The following is a 23,432-nucleotide window of genomic DNA, read 5'->3' on the forward strand; positions in this document are numbered from 1 at the left end:
TGCTGCGAATCGAACTTCAGCGCCGACGATAGGCGTCTTTGCTCACTTCGTCACTGCTGACAATAGGGTTTTCGGCCGACTGCAAATCGCAATTTTCGACGAGAATGTCACTGGTCTTGGCTCCCCGCAATTGCAGAAACACTTTAGTGTCTGCGGAGGCGGGAGAATTCTTAATCGTGACGTTCGACGCATGGTCGAGTTCGAAAACCGGTCCTTTTGCGGGACGCACGCTCACCCGGTCAAACACCAGATCCTGTGCATGGCTGACCTGAACACCGCGGTCGGACGAAACGTCGACATTGCGGAACACCAGCCCGCGGATGGGAGACGTATCCATACCACGAACCAGAATGGCACAGGGGGCACCGCTCCCGATGATGTTCTCGAACAGCATGTTCCGGAAGACAGGCGGCTGGGAGTTCTGCAGCTCGGAGCGATCTGCTCCGTAATCCATGTTCAGTATCACCACCTCGCGCTGCATGTCTTTGACGCGCAGGTTGCGGGCGTAGATGTGCTCGACCACTCCGCCCCGATCCGCACGCGATTTGATACGAATGGCGCGGTCGGTCCCCTCGAACTCGCAGTCCTCCATGTAGACATTGCGGACGCTGCCAGACATCTCGCTGCCGATGACCAAGCCCCCGTGCCCGCGTTTGCTGGTGCAGTTCCGCATGATGACGTTCTCGGTGGGGCGACCGACCCGCCAGCCATCCTGGTTGTAGCCCGACTTGAGGACAACGCAATCGTCGCCAGTGTCGAATGTGCAATTCTCGATCAACATGTCCCGGCAGGAATCGGGATCGATGCCGTCGTTATTGGGTCCATCGGTCTCGACGTGCACCCCGCGAATGGTCGTGTTGCGGCAATAGATGGGATGGATGGTCCAGTTGGGACCGCTGCCAATGGTGAAGTCCTCTAGCAAGACGTTAGTGCAGTCGACGAAGCTCAGAAAGCTGGGGCGAATGGCATCGTTGGGAGTCCCGAACACCCGCTCGTCGACCGGCACTCCCGCGGCTCCCATCTCGAAGCCGCGGTTCGTCTCTCGCGACTTCCAGTCCCACCATTTCTCTGCGTTGCCGTCCAGCTTGCCGGGCCCCGTCACGGCGATGTTGGTGCAGTTGCGGGCATAGATCAGTGGCGAGTAGTTGTAGAGTTCAATACCACCGACTCGTACCAGCACGACCGGCAAGTAGTCGTCGAATTCATCGCTAAAGATGACCTCTGAACCTTCGGAAAGGTATAGTTCGACGTTGCTTTGCAGATGAATGGGACCGGTCAGGAATTTGCCGGCCGGCACCACGACGCGTCCTCCTCCGGCCGCAGCGCAAGCAGCCACGGCCTCGCGAAACGCTGGCGTGCACTTCTGCTGCCCGCCAGGCTGGGCACCAAAATCGGTGATGGGAAAGTCGCGTTCGGGAAACGTCGGCGGGACGATCCGCTTCAAGATGTCTGGCACGGCCTGCCACGCGGTATCACCATCGAGCTGTGCCATTGCAACGTCAGCATCTGCCTGAGCCGGCGAGGCCGACTGTTCGGCACCGACTGGGCTGCAGAAGACGCCAAACGCAACTAGGGCAACCGCCAACGAGCGAAGATTAATGGAGCAGCACCGGCTGCGACCGACCAGCAACGCGCCCAGCAGCACGAGCAGGATCCACGTGGCAGGCTCGGGAACCGCCATCGTCGCTTGGCTGGCAAACATGCTTGCCGCAGTTTGCCCGAAGTTGGCCTTCCACACAGCGTAGTCGCCAACGTCGACGCCGGGCAGTCCATCGCCGTTGCCGCTGAGGACCACTTCGTCGCCGCCTAGGTTATTGCGCCATACGCTGTAGTCGGATAGATCGACCCGGCCATCGTCGTTGAAGTCTCCGGGAAGTGTATCCATGGTGAACAGCACGACGTCGTTTCCATCCCCTCCCGCATACGTGATGTACAGGTTCTCGCCAAAGTTGCCCACCAGACTGCCTTCGCCCAGACCGTCGAACTGCTCTGACAAAGCGCCAGCAACGTCCACAATCTCAGCAGCGAATCCGGCGCCGAGTGTCAGGCCATCCAGCAGTGATAGGGCGAGCGTTCCGCCGAGCTGCGCATCGCCCGTGACGATCAATTGGTCGTGGGTCTCCGCCGCCAGCTCGATGGCCAGGGTTCCGGCGTTGATCGTCAGGTTGCCGGCAACTTCGGTGATGCCTGGGCTGCTGCCCGGAGCAATAGTGCCGCCGTCGTTCACCAGGTCGAACTGCACCGTTTCGGCCGCGAGAGTTCCTCCCGTGAAGGAAAAGACGCTGCCCTCCTGCTTACTCAACACCGGCACGGCTAGCAAACCGCCAGTGAGCTGCAGCGCGGCACTGGAGTTGGCATCTCCACCAATGACCAGTTGGTCGGCGACCTGCAACCAGCCATCCGACACTACCAACTCGGCCACGTCGCCGGCATCCGGGGCAATGGTCAGGGTGCCGGCGTGTTGGCCCACCGAGTCGACGGTCACCTGGCCGCTAACAATCTCCGCCGAGTCGAGCCGCGAAGGTTGCCACTTGGTGAACGTACCGACCGGCACGGTCTGGCTGATGCCCCAATTAACAATCTCTGCATATCGGCCGGTACCTCCAAGCCACCCTATGGTCGTAGGGGCCGGAAATGCTGCCAGGTCGTTCAAGTACTCTTCCAGGTTGTTATAGCCGTCCGAGTCGAAGTCGCCGGCGTTATCAGCAATCGTGGGGTTGAGCCCATGGGCGGTTTCCCATTCATCCGCCATGCCATCGCCATCGCCGTCGAAATCAGCAGGGCGCTGCGAGATTCCATAGATGGGATGACCTTCGGCGTCGTACGAGTAGTCGGGATCCTGCGGCGCGTCGGTGATGTTGTTGAGCATGGCGCCGGTGCCATTGCGGACATCGTCTGTCAGGCGTTGGTCGATGGGGTCGCGATCCCACCACTGCGCACCAACGTAGTCGAGCACCTGATTCACCGCATCGTCGGCGCTCTGGACGTGCCCGCTGGCCACATTGAAGGGGGTCTGCGTAAGAATGTCCGCCGTGCCAGAGAACTGCGGACCGGCGAAGGCGAACAGGCTACCATCGATGGTTCCGTTCCGGTTCATGTCCACCCGATTGCCATTCTGGTGGTAGATCTGAGTTTGCGTATCGGGGCTGTAGAACACGGGATCGCCGGCCCGGGTGTTGCGACCGGCGATGTAGTAGTTGGAAAGGTAGTTGGTGCGACTCGGCTTCTCGAACGAGTACCCCGCCCGCCCCGACCAGTTGTAGATCACATTGTTGGAGAAGTTGAGGACTGCGCCGGTACCATTCTCGCTTCCCAACCTCGGGTTACGAGATCGGTTGTGGAGATAGAGATTGTGGTGATAGCTCAGCAGGGCGTCGTCGACCTCGCTGGAAATGAGCGAACCGTACGAATGGTCGTTATAGTTGAGTCCCTCGCCAAGGATGCTGTATTGAACGGTGGTGTTTACCGCGGCATCAGTAGTCGACAGTCCCTCGTCGTCGGCCCACGAGACGGAAATATGGTCGATAATCGAATTCTGCAGATTGTTCGAAATGCCGTCGTTGGTCAGCACGCCGGGACGGCTTTGATCCTGGCCGGGGCGTATCTTCACATGGCGGAAGATCCAGTTGTCGCCACTTAGTTTTGCGCCTTGCCCCACGATGGTGATACCCCGTCCGGGAGCCGTCTGTCCCGCGACTGTAATGTTCGATTTGCCGGAACGGAGCCACGTGTGGGTGCTTTGGTGAACATCGGCGATCAGGTCAATTGTGCCTCCCACATCGAACACGATAGTCCGACCGGCCGCCGGCGCGGTGGCCAGCCCGTACCGTAAGCTGCCCGGAATGGTGCCATCGTGATCGTCTTGCAGGTTCGTGACATGATACACATCGCCCCCGCGTCCGCCGCTGGCATTCGCACCCGGACCTTCGGCTCCAGGGAAAGCGGGAATCGACTGCGCCGAGGCAGGTAGAGCAAGAAAGCAAACCGACAGGAGGATGCTAAGGTGGTTCGTCTTTGTGTTCATCATCGGCAAGCAGTTGTTAGTTTCCCGCGACGACTTACCGCGAGAGCTCCGAACTCTGCGAGCCGAGGGAGTACCCAAGCGGCAGCAGCGGCGGCGTGCTGCCCACAATGCCGCCGCTGCACCGCTGGCTGGTGACAAGTTGCCCGTAGACCGGTAGGCCTGTAAGGCAGCGATGTTCGCCAGCGACGAAATGTCGCAACTGTCACTTCAAGTTATGTGGTTCTTTACCCTGCAAGGTCTCGCGACTGCAACGGGAGACGAGCACCGCGATATCTTCAATTACTCCGTGATTCTTGGTCCGTGCGTATTCCCATTCGAACATCGCACGAACCAGGTGAGACAAGAGTGTCATGTCCAGCAGGCTGGCAACACACGAGCGACCGTTGGCGAAAAGTGAGAAGACACAAGCAACACGAGGCGAACCGGCGGCACCCTGGTCGAGGCACCGAATCCGCCCTCTTTCTTGCAGTCTAAGCAAATGCGAGGAACCTGCCAGTGCAGATTCTCGCAAAAACTACTCCGTTTACGCAGCCAATCCGCCGGAGTGATGGCGGGTCCGTGCACCACTCCTGCTCCTTTTGGCGGTAAATTTCAGGCATTCGAGCCACAATCGCTGGGCGTGGTGGTTAACCACTGGAGAGTCGGCGGCGGAAATCGCGTGGCGATTCGCCAAATTCCGCTCGAAAGGCCTTGGCCAGCTGATTAGACGATGTGTACCCACAGCGGGTGGCGATCGTATTGATGGAAGTTCGCTTTTCCGAACTCAGCAGCGACTTGGCGTGCAGCAGGCGCCGGCGACGAATGTAGTGAAATGGGCTCTCACCCAGCATCTCCTGAAAGGCGTACTCCAGCCACCGCCGCGAGACATCGATGTGCCGGCACACCTCGGCAACGGTGATCGGTTGCTCGATGTTAGCCCGCAAGAAACGCAACACACTTTGCAGTCGTTCGTCTTGCACGGCAACGGCATCGGTCGATTCTCTAGCCACCAGCCCCACCGGCGGGACGACAACGTCTTCTTCCTTTGCCATTTGACCGCGTAACAGGCGATCGAGGATCCGCGCCGCCTCGTAGCCTTCTTTCACGCTATCGCGGGCAATACTACTGATCGTGGGATGGTAGTGCTCGCAGATGATCTGCTGATCGTCCACGCCCAGCACCGCGACCTGTTCTGGCACCTCGACACCAAGTTGCTGACAAGAGTTCATCAGTTGTCGCGCCCTGGCATCCGACGTGGCGAACACCCCAACCGGCTTGGGGAGCTTACGCAGCCAGGCAGTCAGCGCCTTGTGTTCGCGCAGCCAGCCCGTCCCGCGGATGACGAACGTTGGAGCGGCAAGGTAAGACACGGGTTCCAGTCCATGCTCGGCCAGTCGGTTCGCAAAGGCACCGAATCGCTGCTTGGAGTACTCCGTGTCCTCCAGACCGAAGAACGCCAGATTCTCGTAGCCCCGCTCCAGGAAATGCTCGGCAGCCAGTTCCCCAATAGTAACGTTGTCGACCATCGCCCGAGGAACCGGCGACTTTGGCAACGCGCTGGAGATGTTCACCACCGGTAAATGGAACCGCTTCGCGCACCTGGCCTCGGCAGACGAGTTCAATGCAGCAATCACCCCATCGCCATGCCAGCCAACCAGTTGACTGATACTGATACTGTTCGACTCGGGGGCGAGCATGTAGGACCACTGCCGCTGGTGTTCTGCGGCGTAGCTGAGAATTCCCTCGATAAAGACCTCCTGAGGGGAACCCAAGGGAAAAGCGAACGCGATTTCGAGAAACTTCTTAGCCAAGCGGGCCTCCAAATACCGCGTAAGCGGGGAAAAGTCTGCCAGAAAGACGAGGGCGTCGACGAATACCGGCGCCGGCTGGCATGGCACCGTTGATCGACGCGAGGTGTCTTCAAAGCACGCTACCACCATCATAACTCGATGATAACCATCGCAGCGGCCGACCGATATAGCTGGTCACTTTGCTGCAATGCAGTGGTATCGGAGGTCGCGGAACCGAACGTTGCCGTGCTGCCTCACGCGTCAGACGGTGATGGCTTTGCGGAGATAAGTGACCGTATTGGCGTACATCACGAACGCGACCAGCGCACCGAGCATTCCCAAAATCGCTAGCCAACCAAGAAATTCACCCTGTGTGGGAGGCGCAAAAGGCCCCATCGCGCCGACCGCTATCGCGATGGTCGACAGTACACCAACAATCAGAGCTCGCATTGCCCGAGCGGCGATATCGGGTCGCTCGATATACTGGGCCACTTTCCGTAGAAACAGCAGGAAGCAAGTGACCGAGCCAACGTTCGCCAGGGCCTGGCCAATGGCCCCCACCGTAGCCAGCATCCCTACGACGGTGGCAATGGTACCCAACACCATCGCCAACAGGCACACGACCTCCAATACAACGGCCGAAATGGCAAATGGTCTCGCACCAGACTCGGCCGGCACGGCAATGCAGAAAATCTGTCCAACTAGCATCACAACCGAGAAAACCAAAACGGCCAATCCAAGTAGTGCCACTAATTCGATTCGCGAAGCCCCCAGGGAGAACATCAACAAAGGTGCCAGCACCGCGACGCACAGCAACATCCCACAGATTCCAATGTAAACCAGCGTCAGACCAAGCTTCACTTTGCGAAGCGCTTCGGGCTGCTCGGCAGCCCAGACCACTTCGGGACGTGCGACGGCATCTGTCTGCGGTGAGGCAAAGGGATTCGAAGAATCGGACATGGGGATTGCGGTCGCTGGGGGGGAGCGCACTACGCCGAGGGGCCATCCGTCGGCATTTCTGGTTCTGTGAGAGTTTCCAGTTTACCAAGCTCACGGCGAACCACCAGCAGTTGCCCGGCAAAATAGGTATAAACGATTGTCAGGAGTAGGACGCTGGTCCGTTCGATGAACAAGTCTGGATCGACCATCCTTCGAATCGTGTCGCCGGCCGTTGCCACGAACCCCGTCACCAAACACAGTCCGAGTGCAACTGCGCTGGCCAGTCCGAGCCGCTCTAGCCGTGGCACTACCGAGGTTTGTCCGGCACGAACGGCGTAAAAATACAGAAAGACCCAAAACAAGGCGAGCGATGGCAAAAAGACGTAGAGTGCCAAGTTCAGAAGGCTGGGAGTATTGTCAGGTAGCCAATCCTGCAGTTCCGCCATGGTTGCCAGTTGCAGAGTAGCGGCCAGCATCGTGTATCGCACTACCCGGTACCGCGGTGGTACGTAGATGCTCAGAAGGTAGCCGATCAGCAAAGCCCCACCTGCCAGCCAGCGTAAGCGATTTATCCACCGGAGTAGCAGGAAGCTCCCACTCGTGGGAATTTCAAGACCGAAAAAGGCGTCCAGCAACAGGAGGGTCATCCACAACGACGCGACTGCGGCGCCCACGGCAACCAGCAGTAGTGACCATTGGAGTGACCACCGGTAGTCGCCCACCGAGGCTTCGCTGTTGGGGGCTGTCTCGCCTCGATCGGCCGTTGCTGGCGACTCGCTTCTCCCTCCGGGATGCGGCCGACGGCCTGCCCCCGTATCTCCAGACTCTAATCGAGCCAATCCTGGGCTTCGAGTCGCTCGGGCACGTACACTTCAGTCACGTAGCTGATGTCCTTGGAGATGAGCGATTCGACTTCGAGCTTGAAGTCGTTCTTCAGCATCCGCTGGATCTCGGTCTGCCAGGGGCGTTTTTTCTCGAACCACGGGTACTTGGCGATCTGCTTCGCTCGTTTTTTGTCGGAGTCGGAAAGGGAGATCTTCACGCTGTCGGACAGGTCACACCGATCGAAATCGATACTGCGAAGCCCCAGATACTTGGCGTCCGGGATCGCCATACGCTGCGACTCGAACGCCAGGTTAATCGAACCTTGCTTGAGCACGCTGTAGATGTAGTACCCCCAGGGGTCGTTATCGAGCACGCAGTAGACGGGCAGTTTCAGCTCGTTGTGCATGCGGTGGAGCAAACGCCGCACGCCCCGCGGTGGCTGCCCGGCGCCGTGGGTGAGGATGCAGTTGTGGGTTTCCCAGAAGCGGTCCTCGTTGAACCGCTGCCAGACCGTACCTTTTTCGACATGCAGGATAAACTTGGCGTCGCACTTCTTGCGGTCGAGCTGAATGACTTCCGGCTCGACGATCGAGGGAATAGCGTAGCCACCGGAGCCCATGCGGCTGCAGTCGATGGTGTCGCCACGGTCGATGACGGTGATGTTGCCGACCATCGCGCCACGATTTTCGGCATAGAGGTGCAGCTCCTCGCGAATCGAATCGAGCAGCACCTCGACGTCTTCGATGATGGTGTCGCACTCATTCTGATCGTCAAATGTATTTTCTTTGGTCTTCTCGATGGTGTGTTTGAGCATGTAGAACATACCCCGGAGGCTCGTCGTCTTGCCCTGGTCGATCAACTGCTTGCAGCCGCTGGCCACGAGCATGGTCCGCATGTAGGCCTTGGCCTGGGAGAGGTCGAACAGCTGGCGGCGGTTCTTGCTGTTGCCCATCTCGATGATCCGCTTGCGGGCACTATAGCGGACATTCGACAGCGTGCGGCTGGGGATATCGACGTAGGGATCGCGTCGGCCCTTGGCCGCCTTCACCACACCATCAGCCAGGCCGGTAATGGAGGAGAGGGTCTTCTTGTCGCGGGTCGAGAGCTTGACGGGCGCCTTGTTAGCGGTCGGTCGAACGGGGCGTTTCTTGGCCATGGATAGATAGATTGCTTTGACAGGATAACGGGACGATCAAAATTTACGGGATGTGGTTGCACAGAGCCGTGCTTGTTGTGGCTTACGAGTCGATCCCGCAGATCTCGTAATCCTGTCGTGGTTCACTCTTCTTCGTATTCCTCTTCCTCTCCCTCGTCGACCTTCTCCACTCGGTTGATGGCCGCCTCGTGCTCAGCAGGGTCGACGATCAGAACATTGTCGCCTAGGTCCAGTTCCTTGGGGTCTTCCTCGATGGGGCGGCCGCGGTCGTCGAGTTTCATGTCGGCGTCGGCGGTCACCTTCTTGGCTACCTTCAAGAGCTCTTCGTACAAATCGTCCTGCCCGACTCCGTTGATCGAGCTCACGGCGCCCGACACTTCTTTGAGGTACCGCATGAAGATCTCGCGACGATCGCTCTGCTGGCGGACCTTCATCCTCCGGCGGAGGAACATGCCCAGTTTGCGGCCTACGGCTTGCAGGCCGAGGCGGATCTCTTTCTGGATCTCGGGGTAGCTGGCGATGGCCTCTTTGCTCTCGCTGGTGAATGGCACCCACACGCTGGCGATGTGCACCATGATGCTTACGGGCCCCTTGGGCAGGGCGCCCCGCGACTGGCTGAGACCGTACCCCCGCCAGTTGGTGCCGACCACCGTCTGCGTGACGGCGCAGGCCGCCTGCTGAAACTGCAGCGGCACCCGGTTGGCGTACCGCATCACTTCCATCTGCTGGCCTTCGGCAACGTTGATGTTCTTCATCGCGTCGAACAGCCGCTCGCGTTCCTTGGGCTTCAGGCCGCTGGGGGCTTGCCGGGTTTTCAGGGCGGCAGCCTTGACGATCTTATCGGCGCCTTCGCCCCCCAGGCCGTTGAAAGTATGGATGAGGAACTGCCGCACGGTGCGGGTGTCGGTCTCCTCCAGCAGTTCGATCAATAGGTCCATCGTTACGTTTTGCGTGGGGGCACTACCACCGTAGGCCAGCCCAACTTCGATCTGGAACGGATTGCCACGATACACTGACGGGGGGCGCGTAGCCGCGGCGTAGAACTCGCCTGGTACCACTTGATGCAGCCCCTTGAGGATCAGGTCCTCGCCGATCGGGCAGATACAGTCGGTAGCCGGCGGCGAGATCTTGGTGGTTTGAATCGCCTGGAAAATGGCGTCGGCGTGCGTGCGATCCAGCTTGCGAACTCCCACGCGAGGTTTCACCTTCGCACCTTCGCACAGCTTGCGGGCAACGGCCGGAGTGACGCGGGAAAACTTGGACCGCAGGAACTCGCTGATCGACATCGGATCCGACTCTTCGATCATCTGCGCAAGCCGACCAACCTCCACGCCGTAGGGGTGAGGTTTGATTTCCTTCGGCTCCGGGGGCAGCACATCCGCGCTGCGGTTGTATTCGTACTCGTAGTCTTCCGGATCGACATAGTGCAGCGTAATGTGCGGGTTGGCGATGGCTGTCTGTTGCAGGTACTCGTCCACGCTGCCCCGGCCACGAACGAACTTGGCCTCGAGTTCAATGGTCACCCGGGTACCGTGCCGCTGGTCGACCCACTCGATGCCATGCTTCTCGATGACCTTCGCACCTTTTTCGCCAGGCGGAATGTCGACACCATCGCCCCGGCCGTTGAGGATCTTTGGCTCGTTCTTTTTGGTGTCGATCTGGATCTCATAGTAGTGCGCCGGCTTGCGGGGCGAGACCTTCGAGATGATCTTCACTGGCTTACCGGTGGTCTGCACGCCATACATGCCGGCGGCCGAGATGCCGATGCCTTGCTGGCCGCGACTTTGGCGGAGACGGTGGAACTTCGAGCCGTACAGCAGCTTGCCAAAGATCAGTGGGATCTGCTTTTTGAGAATACCAGGTCCATTGTCCTGAATGCCGACCTTGTACCGGCCATTGCCAGTCTGCTGAATGTGGACCCAGATCTCCGGGAGGATGCCAGCTTCCTCGCAGGCATCGAGCGAGTTGTCGACCGCCTCCTTCACAGTGGTGAGCAGCGCCTTGCGGGGATTGTCGAATCCCAGCAGGTGGCGGTTCTTGGCGAAGAACTCGCTGACCGAGATCTCCTTCTGATTGGCCGCCATGGACTTGGCGTCGCTCCGCCGTCTTGATTTGCGCACCGCGGTGCCGTTGGCGGCTGCCGTGCCATTGGTTGCGCTTTCGCCAGCCTGTGAGGTCGCAGGTTTCTTCTTTCGAGAAGTCGTCTTAGCCAAGGCAAATTGCTCCGGAGATGCAGACTCATTCGAGGTGGGTACCGATATGCGATCGGCAATCGCCGCGGCGTGATCCCAGCCGCAGAGTCCGAGTAGGGATTGGGGCCGCCGTGTTAAACCTTGCCGGCCATGCCGATTATAGCGGCCTTGGAGCACGTCTCCCACCCGAGTCGCGAGCGTCAAACTTGCACGATGTGTTCAACTGTTACAGCTGGCAAATAAAGATTCACCCACCGGGCCGCTACTGTCCGATTCCTTGCCGTACAGAGCGAGGTGTAATGCTTTGCTCGGAAAACCGATAGACCCCTTGCGATTCCCCACCGCCGGTCGATGTGGCACCAACCCCTAGCGTGCCGACCCCGCGCATCGACACCCCCCGCGGCGGCCCCCTTTCCCAGAGCCCGACAACCCGCTTGGGTTCCAGAACCCGGAAGAGGAGCACGCCATCATGCGCTGCCTGAAACAACTTGTGTACACGGCTGTCGTCGCCGCCATTGCCTGGCAAAGCCTGCCAGTCAGCAGCTACACCGCAGATGCCGAGTACGGCTGGAATGGCCGTCGGCGGATCAGCTATCAGCACTCCAAGGACCTGTTTTACAACCAGTACGTAGGTCCCGGCCCGGGGCGTGCGGCTGCCGAGATGTACACGTCGCCGCTGCCCGTGCCGGAGCACGTGGGCCACATGTACAACACGTACCAGCCGTTCTATCCCAACGAGTACCTCTACCACCACACTCGTTCGTACTACAACTACAATCGCGGTGCGGGGTGGACACGGACCAATGCTCGTTACGGCACGAGCCATTGCTGGTTCTGCCGGGACATCTTCAGCGGAACCGCCAACCTGGTCGACTGGGACGCCGTGCTGCACTGCTGCCCGTAGTTCCTAGCCAGGGAGACTGGTGGCCGGCTGCAACGCGGTCGGCAGGTTCTCACAACGCACTAACCAAATACGGAGCCCCCGCTCATGTCCAAGCTCAGTTCCTTCGCCGTACTGGCCGTGGCGTTTGTTGCCACGAGCGTGGCGGCCAACACAGCTAGCGCCATGGATCCCTATCTATGGCCCAACAACCGTGCACGGCTCTATCCCTGGCACGGCAACTATGCTCATTCGTCGTACGGCGCGCCGGTTGCCATGGTGGTCCCCCCCACCGCCAACCTGCAGACCGACTGGGGTTGGGGCGTCGGCAGCTCGCGGATCTCGCGGATCGACCACCAGTTTGGTCGCGACTATCCAGGCCCAGGTCCGTTCGGCGGCGGATTCATGATGACTCCGCGCTGGCCGCACGACACCACCAACTTCGGCGTGTACAACGTCCGGGGCCCCTGGTAGGCGCGAATTGAGAGCGTTCGCAAACGAGCGAAGCCGCAAGCAACCGCTTGCGGCTTCGATTCGTTTTGCATTCTACATCGCCAGCCCGCTACGCGGACTGCGTCGCGAAGGGCTTAGCCCCCGCAGACGTCGCACGGCTCGATCGGCACTTTGACCATCACGGTCTTGGGAACGCGGATCGTCCGGGTGTAGGGAACCTGCTTCTGCACCGTGTGCGGAACCTGCACCTTTTCGACCTTGGTTACCAGCTTGCAGACCTGCACGGTGTAAGGTTCGACCTTTTCTTCGCGAACCATGCGGCAGGTGGTCACGGGCACTTCGCGGACGCGTTCTTCGCAAACCATACGGCAAACCCGCACGGGCACTTGCTTCTCCACGCGTTCAACCACCTGACGGCAAGTCTGGTAAGGCACCGTGCGGACGCGTTCCTCGGTCACCATGCGACACACCTGCACGGGCACTTCGCGGACCCGCTCTTCGGTCACCATTCGGGTAACTTGCACGGGCACTTTCTCCACGATCTGCTCGGGTACGTACTGCGTCACGGGGGTTTGCACGGTCACCAAATTCGGTCGCCAAACCTGCTGCACCACAGGCTGCGGCGGAGCCGTCTGGGTGACCCAACCCAATCCTGGGCGAGTCGTCTGGACCACGCCGGTCGCCGGATTCACGGTTTGCGTGGGCGGAACCCAGCGAAGTCGCGGTCCCGTGGTCGCACCGGGCTGGACTCCAACCACCTGGTTCACGTAGCAACCCTGGTCGACAACCTGCGTCTGGCAAGTAGTCACCGGGCGCATCACCGTGCGGCATTGCTGCCGCTCCTGGGTTTCGGTAACCGGTCGCTGCACGCAGTAGCGTTCCTGCCGGGTTTGGGTTTCCACGACCGGACGCTGCACCGTATAGCGTTCTTCACGCTGATGGGTCTCGACGATGTTCCGCACGCGGTTGTAACTGGCGTCGCGGTACTGGGTCTCGTAAACGGGACGTTGCACCGTGTACCGTTCTTGCCGGGTGGAGGTCTCGCGAACCGGCTTCAGCACGGCGTATCGCCGTTCGCGTTGCTGGGTTTCGTACACCGGCACCTGGCGGGTAATCTCCCGCTCTTCGTAGGCGGTTTCGCACACCGTACGATAGCAGGTGATCTGCTTCTCCTCGTAAATGGTCTGGCACTCCAGACGGTAAGTCTGTCCACAACAGGCGCTGCATCCGTCTTGCGCACTCGCCGGGGCGACGGGCAGCGAACCCGCGACCACTACACCCGCCAGCAGGCATCGTAATTGTTTTGAAACGGTCATCTGTTTATCCACCCAACACAATGGCTGCCGCTGTTGGCGGCCAGCTCGATTTCTTGTCACGTCCGTGTGTTGTCGCCGCCCGGGGAGTTCCTCGCGGAATCCCGCCAGCAAGCGATAACCCACACACCGACTTCCTCCACTCGGCGTGCAACGGCTAAAATGCGGTCTGCTGTTCTCCACAGACTTGGCTAGAGAAGTGTGCCACGCAAATGGTTGCACGGCAAATTAATTCCGACCGCTATAGCTGCTAGCAAGTCAGAAAGTTTCAACCCTAATTGCACTTCCGTCACCAAAAAAGTTTCAAGTCACTCTAATTGTGGGGCGACACCCTATCGCTCAGCAAGCTACAAACATCGGGTGCTAGCGGGAATTTCCAACGTCAACACCATGCAATCGATCTAATCGCTACAGTTTGAAACCTCGGCAACTCCTGTCATTCGTCAACTTTCGCTAACTGCTACCACCAACTTCCAAGCATACGACTAAGCCACCAGCCGCCTCACGGCGGCCGCTCGCCCCGGTTGAAGTATGAAGCTGCTTGATCTCACGCTCGATTCGCCCGCCGAGAATGTCGCGCTCGACGAAGCGCTGCTCGAAGCCTGCCTGGCGGGAGAGTACCCCCATGGTGTGTTGCGTCTGTGGGAATCCCCCTCGCCGATGGTTGTGGTCGGGCGTGGGTCGCACCTCGAACTGGAAGTGAACCAGGACGCCTGCGGCGCTGCGGGGGTTCCCGTGCTGCGGCGGGCCAGCGGCGGACTTTCCATTGTGGCCGGTCCCGGCTGCTTGATGTATGCCGTGGTCGATCCTGGACATCTTGCCGGCAAGGTCAACATCGATGTGGTCCACCAGCACGTGCTCGATACACTGGTCGCCGGCCTGCAGGGTGCCGGTTTGGCCGTGGTCCGGGCCGGTACGAGCGACCTGGTGATCGAGTCGCCCGAGGGACTGCTCCGCAAGGTTTCTGGCAACAGTCTGCGGGTTACCCGAGGTGGCTTCTTGTACCACGGCACACTGCTGTACGACTTTGAACTCCCGCTCATCACTCGGTACCTCCGCCAGCCGCCGCGTTCGCCCGACTATCGTGCCGGGCGTTCTCACGGCGAATTTGTGGCCAATATGCCCATCGGACGCCAGGCGCTGGCCCAAGCCATTGCCGAGGCGTGGCAGGCGCGAGAGAATTTAGAGAGCTGGCCGCGAGCTCGTACCCAGGAACTGATGCGGACTCGCTACGCCACGGACCAGTGGAACCAGAGCCGCTAACTATTCCCCAACCACCACCAGCGCCCCGCCGGCGCCGACCATGTATCGATACCACTTGCTGCAAATGCTCGATCGCTACCTGGCGTTCTATCCCGACGAGCAGGCGACCGTCACTCGCATCGTCGAACTGGTCGAGGATCACTCCGATTGTTTCGAGCGGACCTGCCGACCTGGGCATATCACCGGTTCGGCGTGGGTTGTTTCCACCGATCATCGCCAGGTGGCCCTGATGCATCACCGTAAGCTCGACCGCTGGCTGCAGCCGGGTGGTCACGCCGATGGCGATGGGGACGTCGTTAACGTGGCCTGGCGAGAAGCCACCGAGGAGCTGGGGCTTAACCGCCTCACCATGGTACAGACGGGCAATGTGCTGGTGCCGTTGGATGTGGACGTGCACGACATTCCGCCGCGGCACGACGCGCAGGGCAATCTCGTGGAGGACGCTCACCAACATTACGATATTCGCTTCCTGTTCATTGCCGGCGATCAGCAGCTCGAAGTGAGCGACGAATCGCACGATGTGCAGTGGTTCGACGAAGCGGGAGTGCGTGCCCTGACCGACGAGCAGAGCGTGATCCGGCTGCTGGAGAAAGCCCTGCACTGGTTGTCGTAACCGGTTCGTCACGATCGCGCCGGTCCCCCCAATCGTTACCACCAGACCGGCCCTGAGTTCGACCCGCTTTACCGAGCCGTGAAATCCATTGAAAACCTGTTCTTTTCGCCTATCCTGCAAGCTGGCGCTCGTATGCCACTTCGTTGTCCCTGCGTAAACCCACGTCGATGAGCGAATTCCTCTTTCGATACGACCAGCCTTCGCCCATCACCTGGGCCTACCTGTCGGGGCTGTTGATCGTTGCGCTCTTCTTCAAGTTCAATCGCATCTTCAGCATCCGCAATCTCGACCTGTTCTTGCTGCTCATGCTGGGACCGGGGCTGTTGAGCGTCCGTCAGGGCATCGAAAACGGCTCGCCCAGCAGCGAACTGTTTGGTTACTGGTGGCTATTTGGCGTCAATGCGGTCCTGTTGGTACGGGCCCTATGGGACTCGGCCATGATTCGCAGGCCGCTGCTCGATCCCAATATGAACGCCTCGGGGCTGCTATTCCTGGCGGTTTCGTTGTTCATGTTCTTGATGGCCAACATCATCAACGGAGCCTCCGAGGAGGACGATCTGCACTCCGCCCAAAGGGCGCAATTGCTTAGCCATCGCAAGGCGTCGAGCGTCGAGCAAATCTCACTCGAAACGCACGGGCCCGGTTTTCCGCTGCTGTTCTCGTTGCCAGCGATTCCCACTTCGCGGGTGTTGGGCGACCGCGGCTCCGAGCCCGTCGAAGTGCCAGGCGCCGACAATGCTGAAGTGGCAACCGACGGCGAACCTCCGGCCGAAGCAACCTCCGACGACGCGGCTACCGACGAGTACGCCTTCACCACCGGGCAGGTGGTCACGGCCAAGGTAGCCGCCATCCTCAGCCAGTTGATGATCGTGCTGGGGGTCGTACTCATCGGGGCTCGTCACTTCGAGAACTTCACCATGGGCTGCGCTGCGGCCATGCTGTACTTGTTCCTCCCTTACACGGCCATGTACACGGGCAACGTCACGCACCTGCTGCCCGCGGCACTGCTGGTGTGGGCCGTGTACAACTATCGTTTGCCGATGCTTTCCGGTGTACTGTTGGGACTGGCATTCGGCACCATCTACTATCCGGTGTTTCTGCTGCCGGTGTGGATCAGCTTCTACTGGCGGCGAGGCATGTGGCGGTTCCTCATTGGCATTGGCATCGCGCTTTCGGTGCTGATCATCACCCAGATCGCCACCAGCTCCGATATGGCGATGTTCGGTTCGCGGATGCAACAGATGTTCGGCATCCACTGGCCGCAGTCGAAGAACCTCTCCGGCGCTTGGGAGTACTGGAACCCCGTGTTCCGCTGGCCCATCCTGGCAACGTTCCTCGGCATGAGCCTGCTGACATTGCCACTGTGGCCACAACCCAAGACATTGGCGTCGCTCCTGTCCTGCTCGGCGGCCGTGATGCTGGGCGTGCAGTTCTGGCATGCCCATTCCGGCGGCCTGGCCCTGGCCTGGTACCTGCCGTTGTTCCTGCTGATGGTGTTCCGTCCGAACCTCGAAGATCGCACCGCGGTGAACGTGGTTCGTTGACGACGTTCGGCATCGATGGGGCTCTGCGCGCTCATTTCTCCTGCGATGGGCTTTCCGTCTGCACGTGCTTCAGCAGCCAGGGCCGGACAAACCACGCGACCAGCACCACGATGGCGAAGCACACCAGCGAGGCCACGTTGTTGAAGTACAGTCGCACAACAAGTGCTCCTGCTGTGATCGAGGCCGCGACGCACCCCAGGCCGGTCAGCAGCCGCACTCCCGCGCCGCGATAGCAGGCCAGTCCGTTCACGACGGCAAACGTAACCAAGAAAGCCAGGCTGGCCGCTTCGACCAGCGACGACAGCGTGCCGAACGTGGCCAACACGGCCGACGCCAGGCCCAGTCCGATCACCGCCCGGTCCGGCACGTTGGCGCGATTGCGATGATCGAGCACCGCGGGCAGTTCCTGGTTCTGGGCTACCAAATGTGCGAGCCGCGCCGTGGCAAACAATGTGGAGTTAATGGCCGAGCCGGTCGAGAACGCGGCGGCAATGGTCACTATCACCAGGCCCGTCATCCCGAAAGCCTGCTCGCCAGCAATACTCAGCGAAACTTCCTTCTCTGCGATAATCTTGTCGGCGCCAATCAGCATGGCTACGCCCAGCGCTACGGCCACATAGACCGCAATCACCACAACGATCGCGCTGAGCGTCGCTCGTGGCAACGTGCGATTGGGATCACGAATGTCGTCGTAGTCGTAAGCCAGCAGTTGAAAACCTTCGTACGCCATGAAGATGGTAGCAGCGCCAAACAGCGCCGAGGTGTAGCTTCCCCCGTCGGTGCCACGCGACAAAGCGGCCACGTCCCACTGCATCAGGCCGAACGTGGCCAACCCCAACAGCACAGCCAACTTGAACCACACCAGGAAGATTTCCACGCCGCCCGCCTCGCCAGCGCCGCGCAAGTTCAGCACGATGAACACCCCCAGGATGGCCAGCGCCGCGACCCTGGGCATCCAGGGTCCGAAATCGAACACGTGGCCCAGGTACTCGCCGAACGTAAACGCGTAGACCGCGTTGGTCAGCACGTAGCCGACGATCAACACCCAACTCGTCGCGCCGGCCATCGAGTTGGCGTGCACTTCACGCAGAAAGGTAAACGCGCCGCCCCCTTCGCCGTAGCTCTCGGCCAGCTTCACGTAGCTGTAACCCGATACCAGGGCGACCAGGCCCGCCACGACGAAGCTCAACCACGCCAGCGGCCCGGCTACCTCGATGACGACCCCCAGTGTGGAAAAGATCCCACCTCCCACCATGCCCCCCACGGCCATCGCCCAGGTGGCTTGAAAGCTCAGTTTTCCTTGCTCCGAATCCGACATGGCTGCGTGCATTCCCTCCAGGGATGTCTGCAATTACCTGCAGTACGGACCGCCCCGAGGTTGGCATCCCGTCGACTTGGCCTGCCGAGCACCAACCACTGGGCAAATCGCACCGCACACTTGGAGAACGAATCGCGTGCAAACTTCATTCCATGGGGGCATGACCACACTCTCCTGAGCCCACCCCAGCCGGCCGGTGCCCTCACGCCTTCGTCCCCACCGGTCGCAGCGCCCCAAGTTTTTCCACAACTACCCCCCCATTTAGATTCATGGGCCCAAAACTCCACTGGTTTTGCCGCCTCCCAAGTGGCGAAACCCCTTGTTTTCCAGGCCCAAGTCGCCACCGGGTGCGACATAACCCCGCGCGTTGTTCCCCGCATGTTTTTTGTCCGTGGGGACAAAACCCGGAGGGTGGTCCGTCGCTCCGCGACACTAGCGCGTAGCTACGCTCGCCAGAGCGTGGAGTCCTAAGCAAGGACGTATGGCGATCGCAATTGCCAACGTCGTCGGCATGGCATCCACCGCCTGGCGACGGTAGCTACGAACTGGCGCAACTTCATTAGATCACACCCCCGCGTGATAACTACGGCGACTTTTTTACATTCGCGATTTGGTGGAACCCGATGCGGCTTCGCCGATTGGCGGTTCGCCCCACGCCAGGTCACTTCTCTTCCGCTGGCACTTCCACCTGGAAGAAGCAGGCGTAGAGCACCGGCAGCAGCACCATGGTCAGCACCGTGCCGAAGGCCAGGCCGAACATGATAGTCACGGCCATCGCAACCCAAAAGACATCTTGCAGCAGGGGGATGACACCCAGCACGGTAGTGCCGGCGGCCAGCAATACGGGGCGCAAGCGACTCTTGGCGGCGGCGAGCACCGCGTGGTAGTCGCTCTTGCCTTCGGCCTTTTCGATGTTGATCTGGTCCAGCAGCACGATGGCGTTCTTGATCATCATGCCGGCCAGGCTCATCGCGCCCAACAGCGCCAGGAAGCCAAAGGGTTGCCCCGTCGACAGCAAACCGACCACCACGCCAATCATGGCGAAGGGAATGGTGCACAGAATGATCAGCGGCGGCCGGAATCCGTCGAACAGACCCACCAGCACCAGAGCCACGATCACCACCGCTGGCACCACACCCGGGATGAGCGACTTCTGCGAGTCGCGGGCGCTTTCGTATTCGCCACCCCACTCCAAATTGTAGCCTGGCGGCAACTCAATCGCTTCCACGGCGGCTGCAATATCGCCCTGCAGCAGCGAGGCGGGCACGCCATCGGCCGTGCGGGCCTGGATGGTAATGGTGCGGCGGCGGTCACGGCGCCAGATGATGCCCTCGTCCCACTCCACATCGATTTTAGAAACCGGCTGCGCGAGCGGCACCGTATCGGTGGAGTTCGTGGGGTGCACCTGCAGCGTGCCGAGCGCGCCGATGAACTGCCGCGACTCGTCGGGCGTGTTGCGCACCAGGATCGGCAGCAGCTTGTCTCCCTCGCGATACTGTCCCACCGGCAAACCGTCGAACGCCCGTTTGGTGGCCCGGCCGACGTTCTCGCGGCTGACCCTGGCCCACCGGGCTCGCTCCTGATCGTAGTTGACGACCACCTTTTTCTCGAACTGCCGCCAGTCGGTCTGTACCACCTCGGTGTAGGGGCTCTTGTCGAACACGGACACGACCTGGTCGGCTAGCCCGCGAAGTTCGTTGATGTCGGCCACGGCAGGACCACTGAGCCGCGCTTCGACCGTCCAGGTCTTGCATGGCCCCAAGCCGTATCGCCGCACGATGGTCTGCGCTTCGGGCACGTTGGCTTCCGCCCATTGGTCGAGCTCGGGCACCAACTGATTCAGGGCCTGGAGGTCGCGAACGTTCACAATCAGTTGGGCGTAGCACGAGTACTGTTTCTCGGGCTCCACCGGCAGGTAGAACCGCGGCGGGCCCTGCCCGATGAAACTGCTGACGGCCGTCACCCGTTCGTCGCCCAGTAGCTGCTGCTCGATGCGCTCGAGGTCGGCGGCAACCGTCTCGATGCGAGTGCCTTGCGGCGCCCAGTAGTCGACCATGATTTGCAGGCGGGCCGAGTCGGGGAAGAACGTGCGGTCGATCGATCCGAAAAAGAACAGGGCCACGCACAATAGCGCCGCCATGCCACCCACGACCAGCCAGCGAAACTGCATGGCGGTCCTCAGCAACCGGCCAAACGCCTGGTAGAACTTGCCATCGTAGGGATCGCGGTCGGCGCTGGTATCGGTCTTGGGCTGCGGCAACATCCACATGCACATCAGCGGCGTGATGGTCACCGATAGCAGCCAACTCAACAGCAGCGCCACGGCTACCACTTGAAACAGCGACGCGCAGTACTCGCCGGCGCTCTCGTCCGAGGCGTAGATGGGATAGAAAGCCATCCCGGCGATCGCCGTTGCCCCCAGCAGTGGCAGCGAGGGCAGTGTGGCAGCTTCAATGGCGGCCTTCTTACGATCCATCCCCTGCTGGATACGAACCAGGATGCCGTCGGCCACCACGATGGCGTTATCGACCATCATGCCCATGGCGATGATCAGCGCGCCGAGCGACATCCGCTGCAGATCGATGCCCCATAACGCCATGACCAGAAACGACCCCAGAATGACGAATACCAGCCCGCACAGCCCTACCACCATGGCAGTGCTGAACCCCATGGCGATCCACAACACCACCAGCACGATGATCACCGCCTCGGCCAGGCTGATCATGAAGTCGTCGATCGACTCGCTCACCAGGTCCGACTGCCAGGAGATGCGATGCGGTTCGATGCCAACGGGCAGTTGCTCTTCGAGTTCGTGCAGTCGCTGGTCGATCGCGCGGCCCAGGTCGACAATGTTAGCGCCCGGTATGTTGGCAATCGCGATGCCGATGGCGGGCTGGCCATTGTACCGCATCATATTGGCGGCAGGATCCTTGTAACCGCGGCGGACCTCTCCGATGTCGCCGATGCGGATGATCTCGTCGGTAGCCTTCAGACCTTGCGTCAGGTTCACGGTGCCAGCGACGGTCAGATCGGCGATTTCCTCGGGCGAGCGAAACGCGCCGGTCTGCTCGATCCGCAGCCGCTCGTGCGGCAGATTCAGCGCCCCCGAGTCGACCACCGCGTTCTGACTGGCGAGCGTGGCGTGGACCTGTTCCATGGTAATGCCGACTTGCGAAAGCTGCGAGTCTTGCACATCGATGTAGATGCATTGAGGCTGCACGCCCCACAGCTCGACCCGGGCCACGCCCGGCACCAGGCTGAGCTCCTTCTTGAGCAAGTCGACGTGGGATTCGAGTTCCGCATCGGTAAAGGCATTGTCACGGGTCACCGCCAGCAGGAAGCCGTACACGTCGCCAAAGTCGTCGACCACCTGTGGCGTCCCCGCCCCCGGCGGAAGCTGGCCGCGAACGTCGTCGACCTTGTTGCGCAACTGGTTCCAAATGGCGGGCAGCTCTTTGGAGTCGTAGCTCGGCTTGATCTCGATCTGCACGATGGAACTGCCGGGCCGCGACAGGCTTTTGACATACTTCAGTTGGGCGAGTTCCTGGATAGCAATCTCGATGCGATCGGTAACCTCCAGTTCCACCTCCGCAGCGCTGGCACCGGGATAGCTGGTGACGATGGTCGCGCTTTTCACGGTGAACTCGGGGTCTTCGAGCTGCCCCAGGTTGAAGTAGGACAATGCCCCGGCTACCAGCAGGGTAAACGTGGTGAAACTGGTGACCGTGGGCTTGTTGACGGCAACGCTAGCGATACTCATTTGGCGGCCACCTCGTAGGCGGTGAGCTGGATCCGCACCTTCTGACCTTCTTCGATCTGATAGACCCCCGCCGTGGCGACGATCTCTTGCGACTTCAGGCCGCTGGTGATTTGCAGCCCGCGGCTGGTAAGTTTGCCGACGCTCACATCACGGAGCTGCGCCGTACCCGTCTTTCCATCGCTCGTTTCAATCACCCAAACGTGCGATTGCTGGTCGTCGCCTTCGAACACGGCCGTCTCGGGCACTTCGATCGCGACTTCGCCGCTGCCGGTATCGAGCTGCACCTTGCCGGTCACGCGACCGGTCATGCCTGGCAGGATCTCCATGCCCTCGGGCTGATCCATGATCAAAGTTACCGGGTAGGTTCGCGTGGAGCGTGTGGCTTCGGTGCCAACTTCTTTCACCGTAGCGGGTAGCGGCTTGCCGGGCAGCGCATCGAACTCGCAGGTGATGTCGGTCACGTGCGGCACCAGCGAGATCGAGCCTTCCGGCACGTTGACGATAATTTCGATGCGGCTGGTATCGACGATCCGGACGATTGGTTCCTTGGCTTGCACGTTCTCGTAATTCTCGACGTACTTGGCGACCACCGTGCCGGCGAAGGGCGCCTTGAGCTTCGTGTACGATAGGTCGGCTTGTGCCAGTTCGTTAGCCGCCTTTAATGCGTCGACCTGCCCCTGCTTGGCATCGAGATCTTCCTTGCGAGTGGTCTCGGCGATCGCCAATTCCTTCTCGGCCTCGGTGAATTCGGCCTCGGCCAGTTGTTTGGCTTCCAAGTAGCGATCGTAGTCGCTCTTGGATATGGTGCGCGAAGCCAATAGCGGTTCGGCCCGCTGGAACTCGTTGGTCGCGGTCCGCTTCTTGGCCTCCGCCTTGTTGCGGGCCGCGATGAGCCGCTCGACTTCCTCCTGCCGAGCCCCCGCCTTCATGGCGGTGAGCTCCGCCGTGGCGGCCTTCAGGTCGGCATTGGTTCGATCCACTTCATACTGGAACTGGGTGGGATCGATCTCGGCCACGACGTCCCCCTCCGCGACCTTGGAACCAATATCGACGCGGAAGCGGGTCAGCGGCCCCGAAATGCGAAACGCCAGGTCGACTTCCTGCGTGGCTTTCGCGCGGCCCGGCAGATAGCCACTGTGGAAGGCCTCGATGTCGTTCAGACGCACTGCCCGAACGGGCCGGATCACTTCGGCCGGCGGGGGCGGCTTTTTACAGCCAATGGTTGTCAACAGCACCGCAGCACCAATGAGCCCCAGACCAACACTCCGAAAAACAGCCATCACCACACCTCGGCACGAGCAAATCGAAAAGTGGTGCCCCCCCAAGAGAGCGACCTTCCCCAAGTTACCCGACCGAGAGGGCGATGCCTACCTCATGCACGAG

15 protein-coding genes are annotated in these 23,432 nt (G+C 60.7%); 5 read left to right on the forward strand and 10 right to left on the reverse strand.

The window, feature by feature from the left end:
* Nucleotides 1-16: 16 nt before the first annotated feature.
* The 6 genes from NG895_RS08645 to NG895_RS08670 all read right to left on the reverse strand — a co-directional run bounded on the left by NG895_RS08645 (nucleotide 17) and on the right by NG895_RS08670 (nucleotide 10,926).
* Entirely contained in the window at nucleotides 17-4,024 is a 4,008-nt protein-coding gene (locus NG895_RS08645; protein ID WP_252852080.1) for a glycosyl hydrolase family 28 protein, read from the reverse strand.
* A gap of 626 nt (nucleotides 4,025-4,650) precedes the next feature.
* A complete protein-coding gene (locus tag NG895_RS08650; protein WP_252852081.1) occupies nucleotides 4,651-5,814 on the reverse strand; it encodes an AraC family transcriptional regulator in 1,164 nt (387 codons plus the stop codon).
* A 240-nt stretch (nucleotides 5,815-6,054) separates the two neighbouring features.
* Complete coding sequence (locus tag NG895_RS08655) at nucleotides 6,055-6,753, reverse strand: hypothetical protein (RefSeq protein WP_252852082.1); 699 nt, start codon at nucleotides 6,751-6,753, stop codon at nucleotides 6,055-6,057.
* A 29-nt stretch (nucleotides 6,754-6,782) separates the two neighbouring features.
* The gene (locus NG895_RS08660) at nucleotides 6,783-7,571 is read right to left on the reverse strand and encodes a hypothetical protein (protein WP_252852083.1); all 789 of its coding nucleotides are present in this window, start codon (nucleotides 7,569-7,571) and stop codon (nucleotides 6,783-6,785) included.
* Nucleotides 7,559-8,713 carry a DNA topoisomerase IV subunit A gene (locus NG895_RS08665; protein WP_252852084.1) on the reverse strand — a complete coding sequence of 385 codons (1,155 nt, stop codon included), beginning with the start codon at nucleotides 8,711-8,713 and terminating at the stop codon, nucleotides 7,559-7,561. Before NG895_RS08665 ends, NG895_RS08660 begins: the two co-directional genes overlap by 13 nt.
* A 122-nt stretch (nucleotides 8,714-8,835) precedes the next feature.
* A complete protein-coding gene (locus NG895_RS08670) occupies nucleotides 8,836-10,926 on the reverse strand; it encodes a DNA topoisomerase VI subunit B (protein WP_252852085.1) in 2,091 nt (696 codons plus the stop codon).
* 448 nt (nucleotides 10,927-11,374) lie between these two features.
* On the opposite strand from NG895_RS08670, the gene NG895_RS08675 reads away from it, so the two are divergent.
* Both NG895_RS08675 and NG895_RS08680 read left to right on the forward strand, forming a co-directional pair.
* Entirely contained in the window at nucleotides 11,375-11,809 is a 435-nt protein-coding gene (locus tag NG895_RS08675) for a hypothetical protein (RefSeq protein WP_252852086.1), read from the forward strand.
* An 84-nt stretch (nucleotides 11,810-11,893) separates the two neighbouring features.
* A complete protein-coding gene (locus tag NG895_RS08680; protein ID WP_252852087.1) occupies nucleotides 11,894-12,259 on the forward strand; it encodes a hypothetical protein in 366 nt (121 codons plus the stop codon).
* A gap of 113 nt (nucleotides 12,260-12,372) precedes the next feature.
* Here NG895_RS08680 and NG895_RS08685 read toward each other — a convergent pair whose 3' ends face one another.
* Entirely contained in the window at nucleotides 12,373-13,554 is a 1,182-nt protein-coding gene (locus NG895_RS08685) for a hypothetical protein (RefSeq protein ID WP_252852088.1), read from the reverse strand.
* Between the two features lie 528 nt (nucleotides 13,555-14,082).
* Between NG895_RS08685 and NG895_RS08690 the strand changes: the two genes are divergently transcribed.
* The 3 genes from NG895_RS08690 (at nucleotide 14,083) to NG895_RS08700 (ending at nucleotide 16,971) form a co-directional block, all read left to right on the forward strand.
* Entirely contained in the window at nucleotides 14,083-14,814 is a 732-nt protein-coding gene (locus NG895_RS08690) for a lipoate--protein ligase family protein (RefSeq protein WP_252852089.1), read from the forward strand.
* A gap of 40 nt (nucleotides 14,815-14,854) precedes the next feature.
* Nucleotides 14,855-15,427 (forward strand): NUDIX hydrolase, encoded by a 573-nt coding sequence (locus NG895_RS08695; RefSeq protein ID WP_252852090.1) that lies wholly within the window; start codon nucleotides 14,855-14,857, stop codon nucleotides 15,425-15,427.
* A 167-nt stretch (nucleotides 15,428-15,594) separates the two neighbouring features.
* Nucleotides 15,595-16,971, forward strand: coding sequence for a hypothetical protein (locus tag NG895_RS08700; RefSeq protein WP_252852091.1), 1,377 nt, complete (start codon nucleotides 15,595-15,597; stop codon nucleotides 16,969-16,971).
* 31 nt (nucleotides 16,972-17,002) lie between these two features.
* Here NG895_RS08700 and NG895_RS08705 read toward each other — a convergent pair whose 3' ends face one another.
* From NG895_RS08705 to NG895_RS08715, 3 genes are all read right to left on the reverse strand, one after another.
* Nucleotides 17,003-18,289, reverse strand: coding sequence for an APC family permease (locus NG895_RS08705; RefSeq protein ID WP_252852092.1), 1,287 nt, complete (start codon nucleotides 18,287-18,289; stop codon nucleotides 17,003-17,005).
* 661 nt (nucleotides 18,290-18,950) lie between these two features.
* The gene (locus NG895_RS08710) at nucleotides 18,951-22,049 is read right to left on the reverse strand and encodes an efflux RND transporter permease subunit (RefSeq protein WP_252852093.1); all 3,099 of its coding nucleotides are present in this window, start codon (nucleotides 22,047-22,049) and stop codon (nucleotides 18,951-18,953) included.
* Nucleotides 22,046-23,329 (reverse strand): efflux RND transporter periplasmic adaptor subunit, encoded by a 1,284-nt coding sequence (locus NG895_RS08715; RefSeq protein ID WP_252852094.1) that lies wholly within the window; start codon nucleotides 23,327-23,329, stop codon nucleotides 22,046-22,048. The genes NG895_RS08710 and NG895_RS08715 overlap by 4 nt, the downstream gene beginning before the upstream one ends.
* Nucleotides 23,330-23,432 lie beyond the last annotated feature (103 nt).

It is taken from the genome of Aeoliella straminimaris (assembly GCF_024054565.1).
In the GTDB taxonomy this organism is placed as follows: Bacteria; Planctomycetota; Planctomycetia; order Pirellulales; family Lacipirellulaceae; genus Aeoliella; species Aeoliella straminimaris.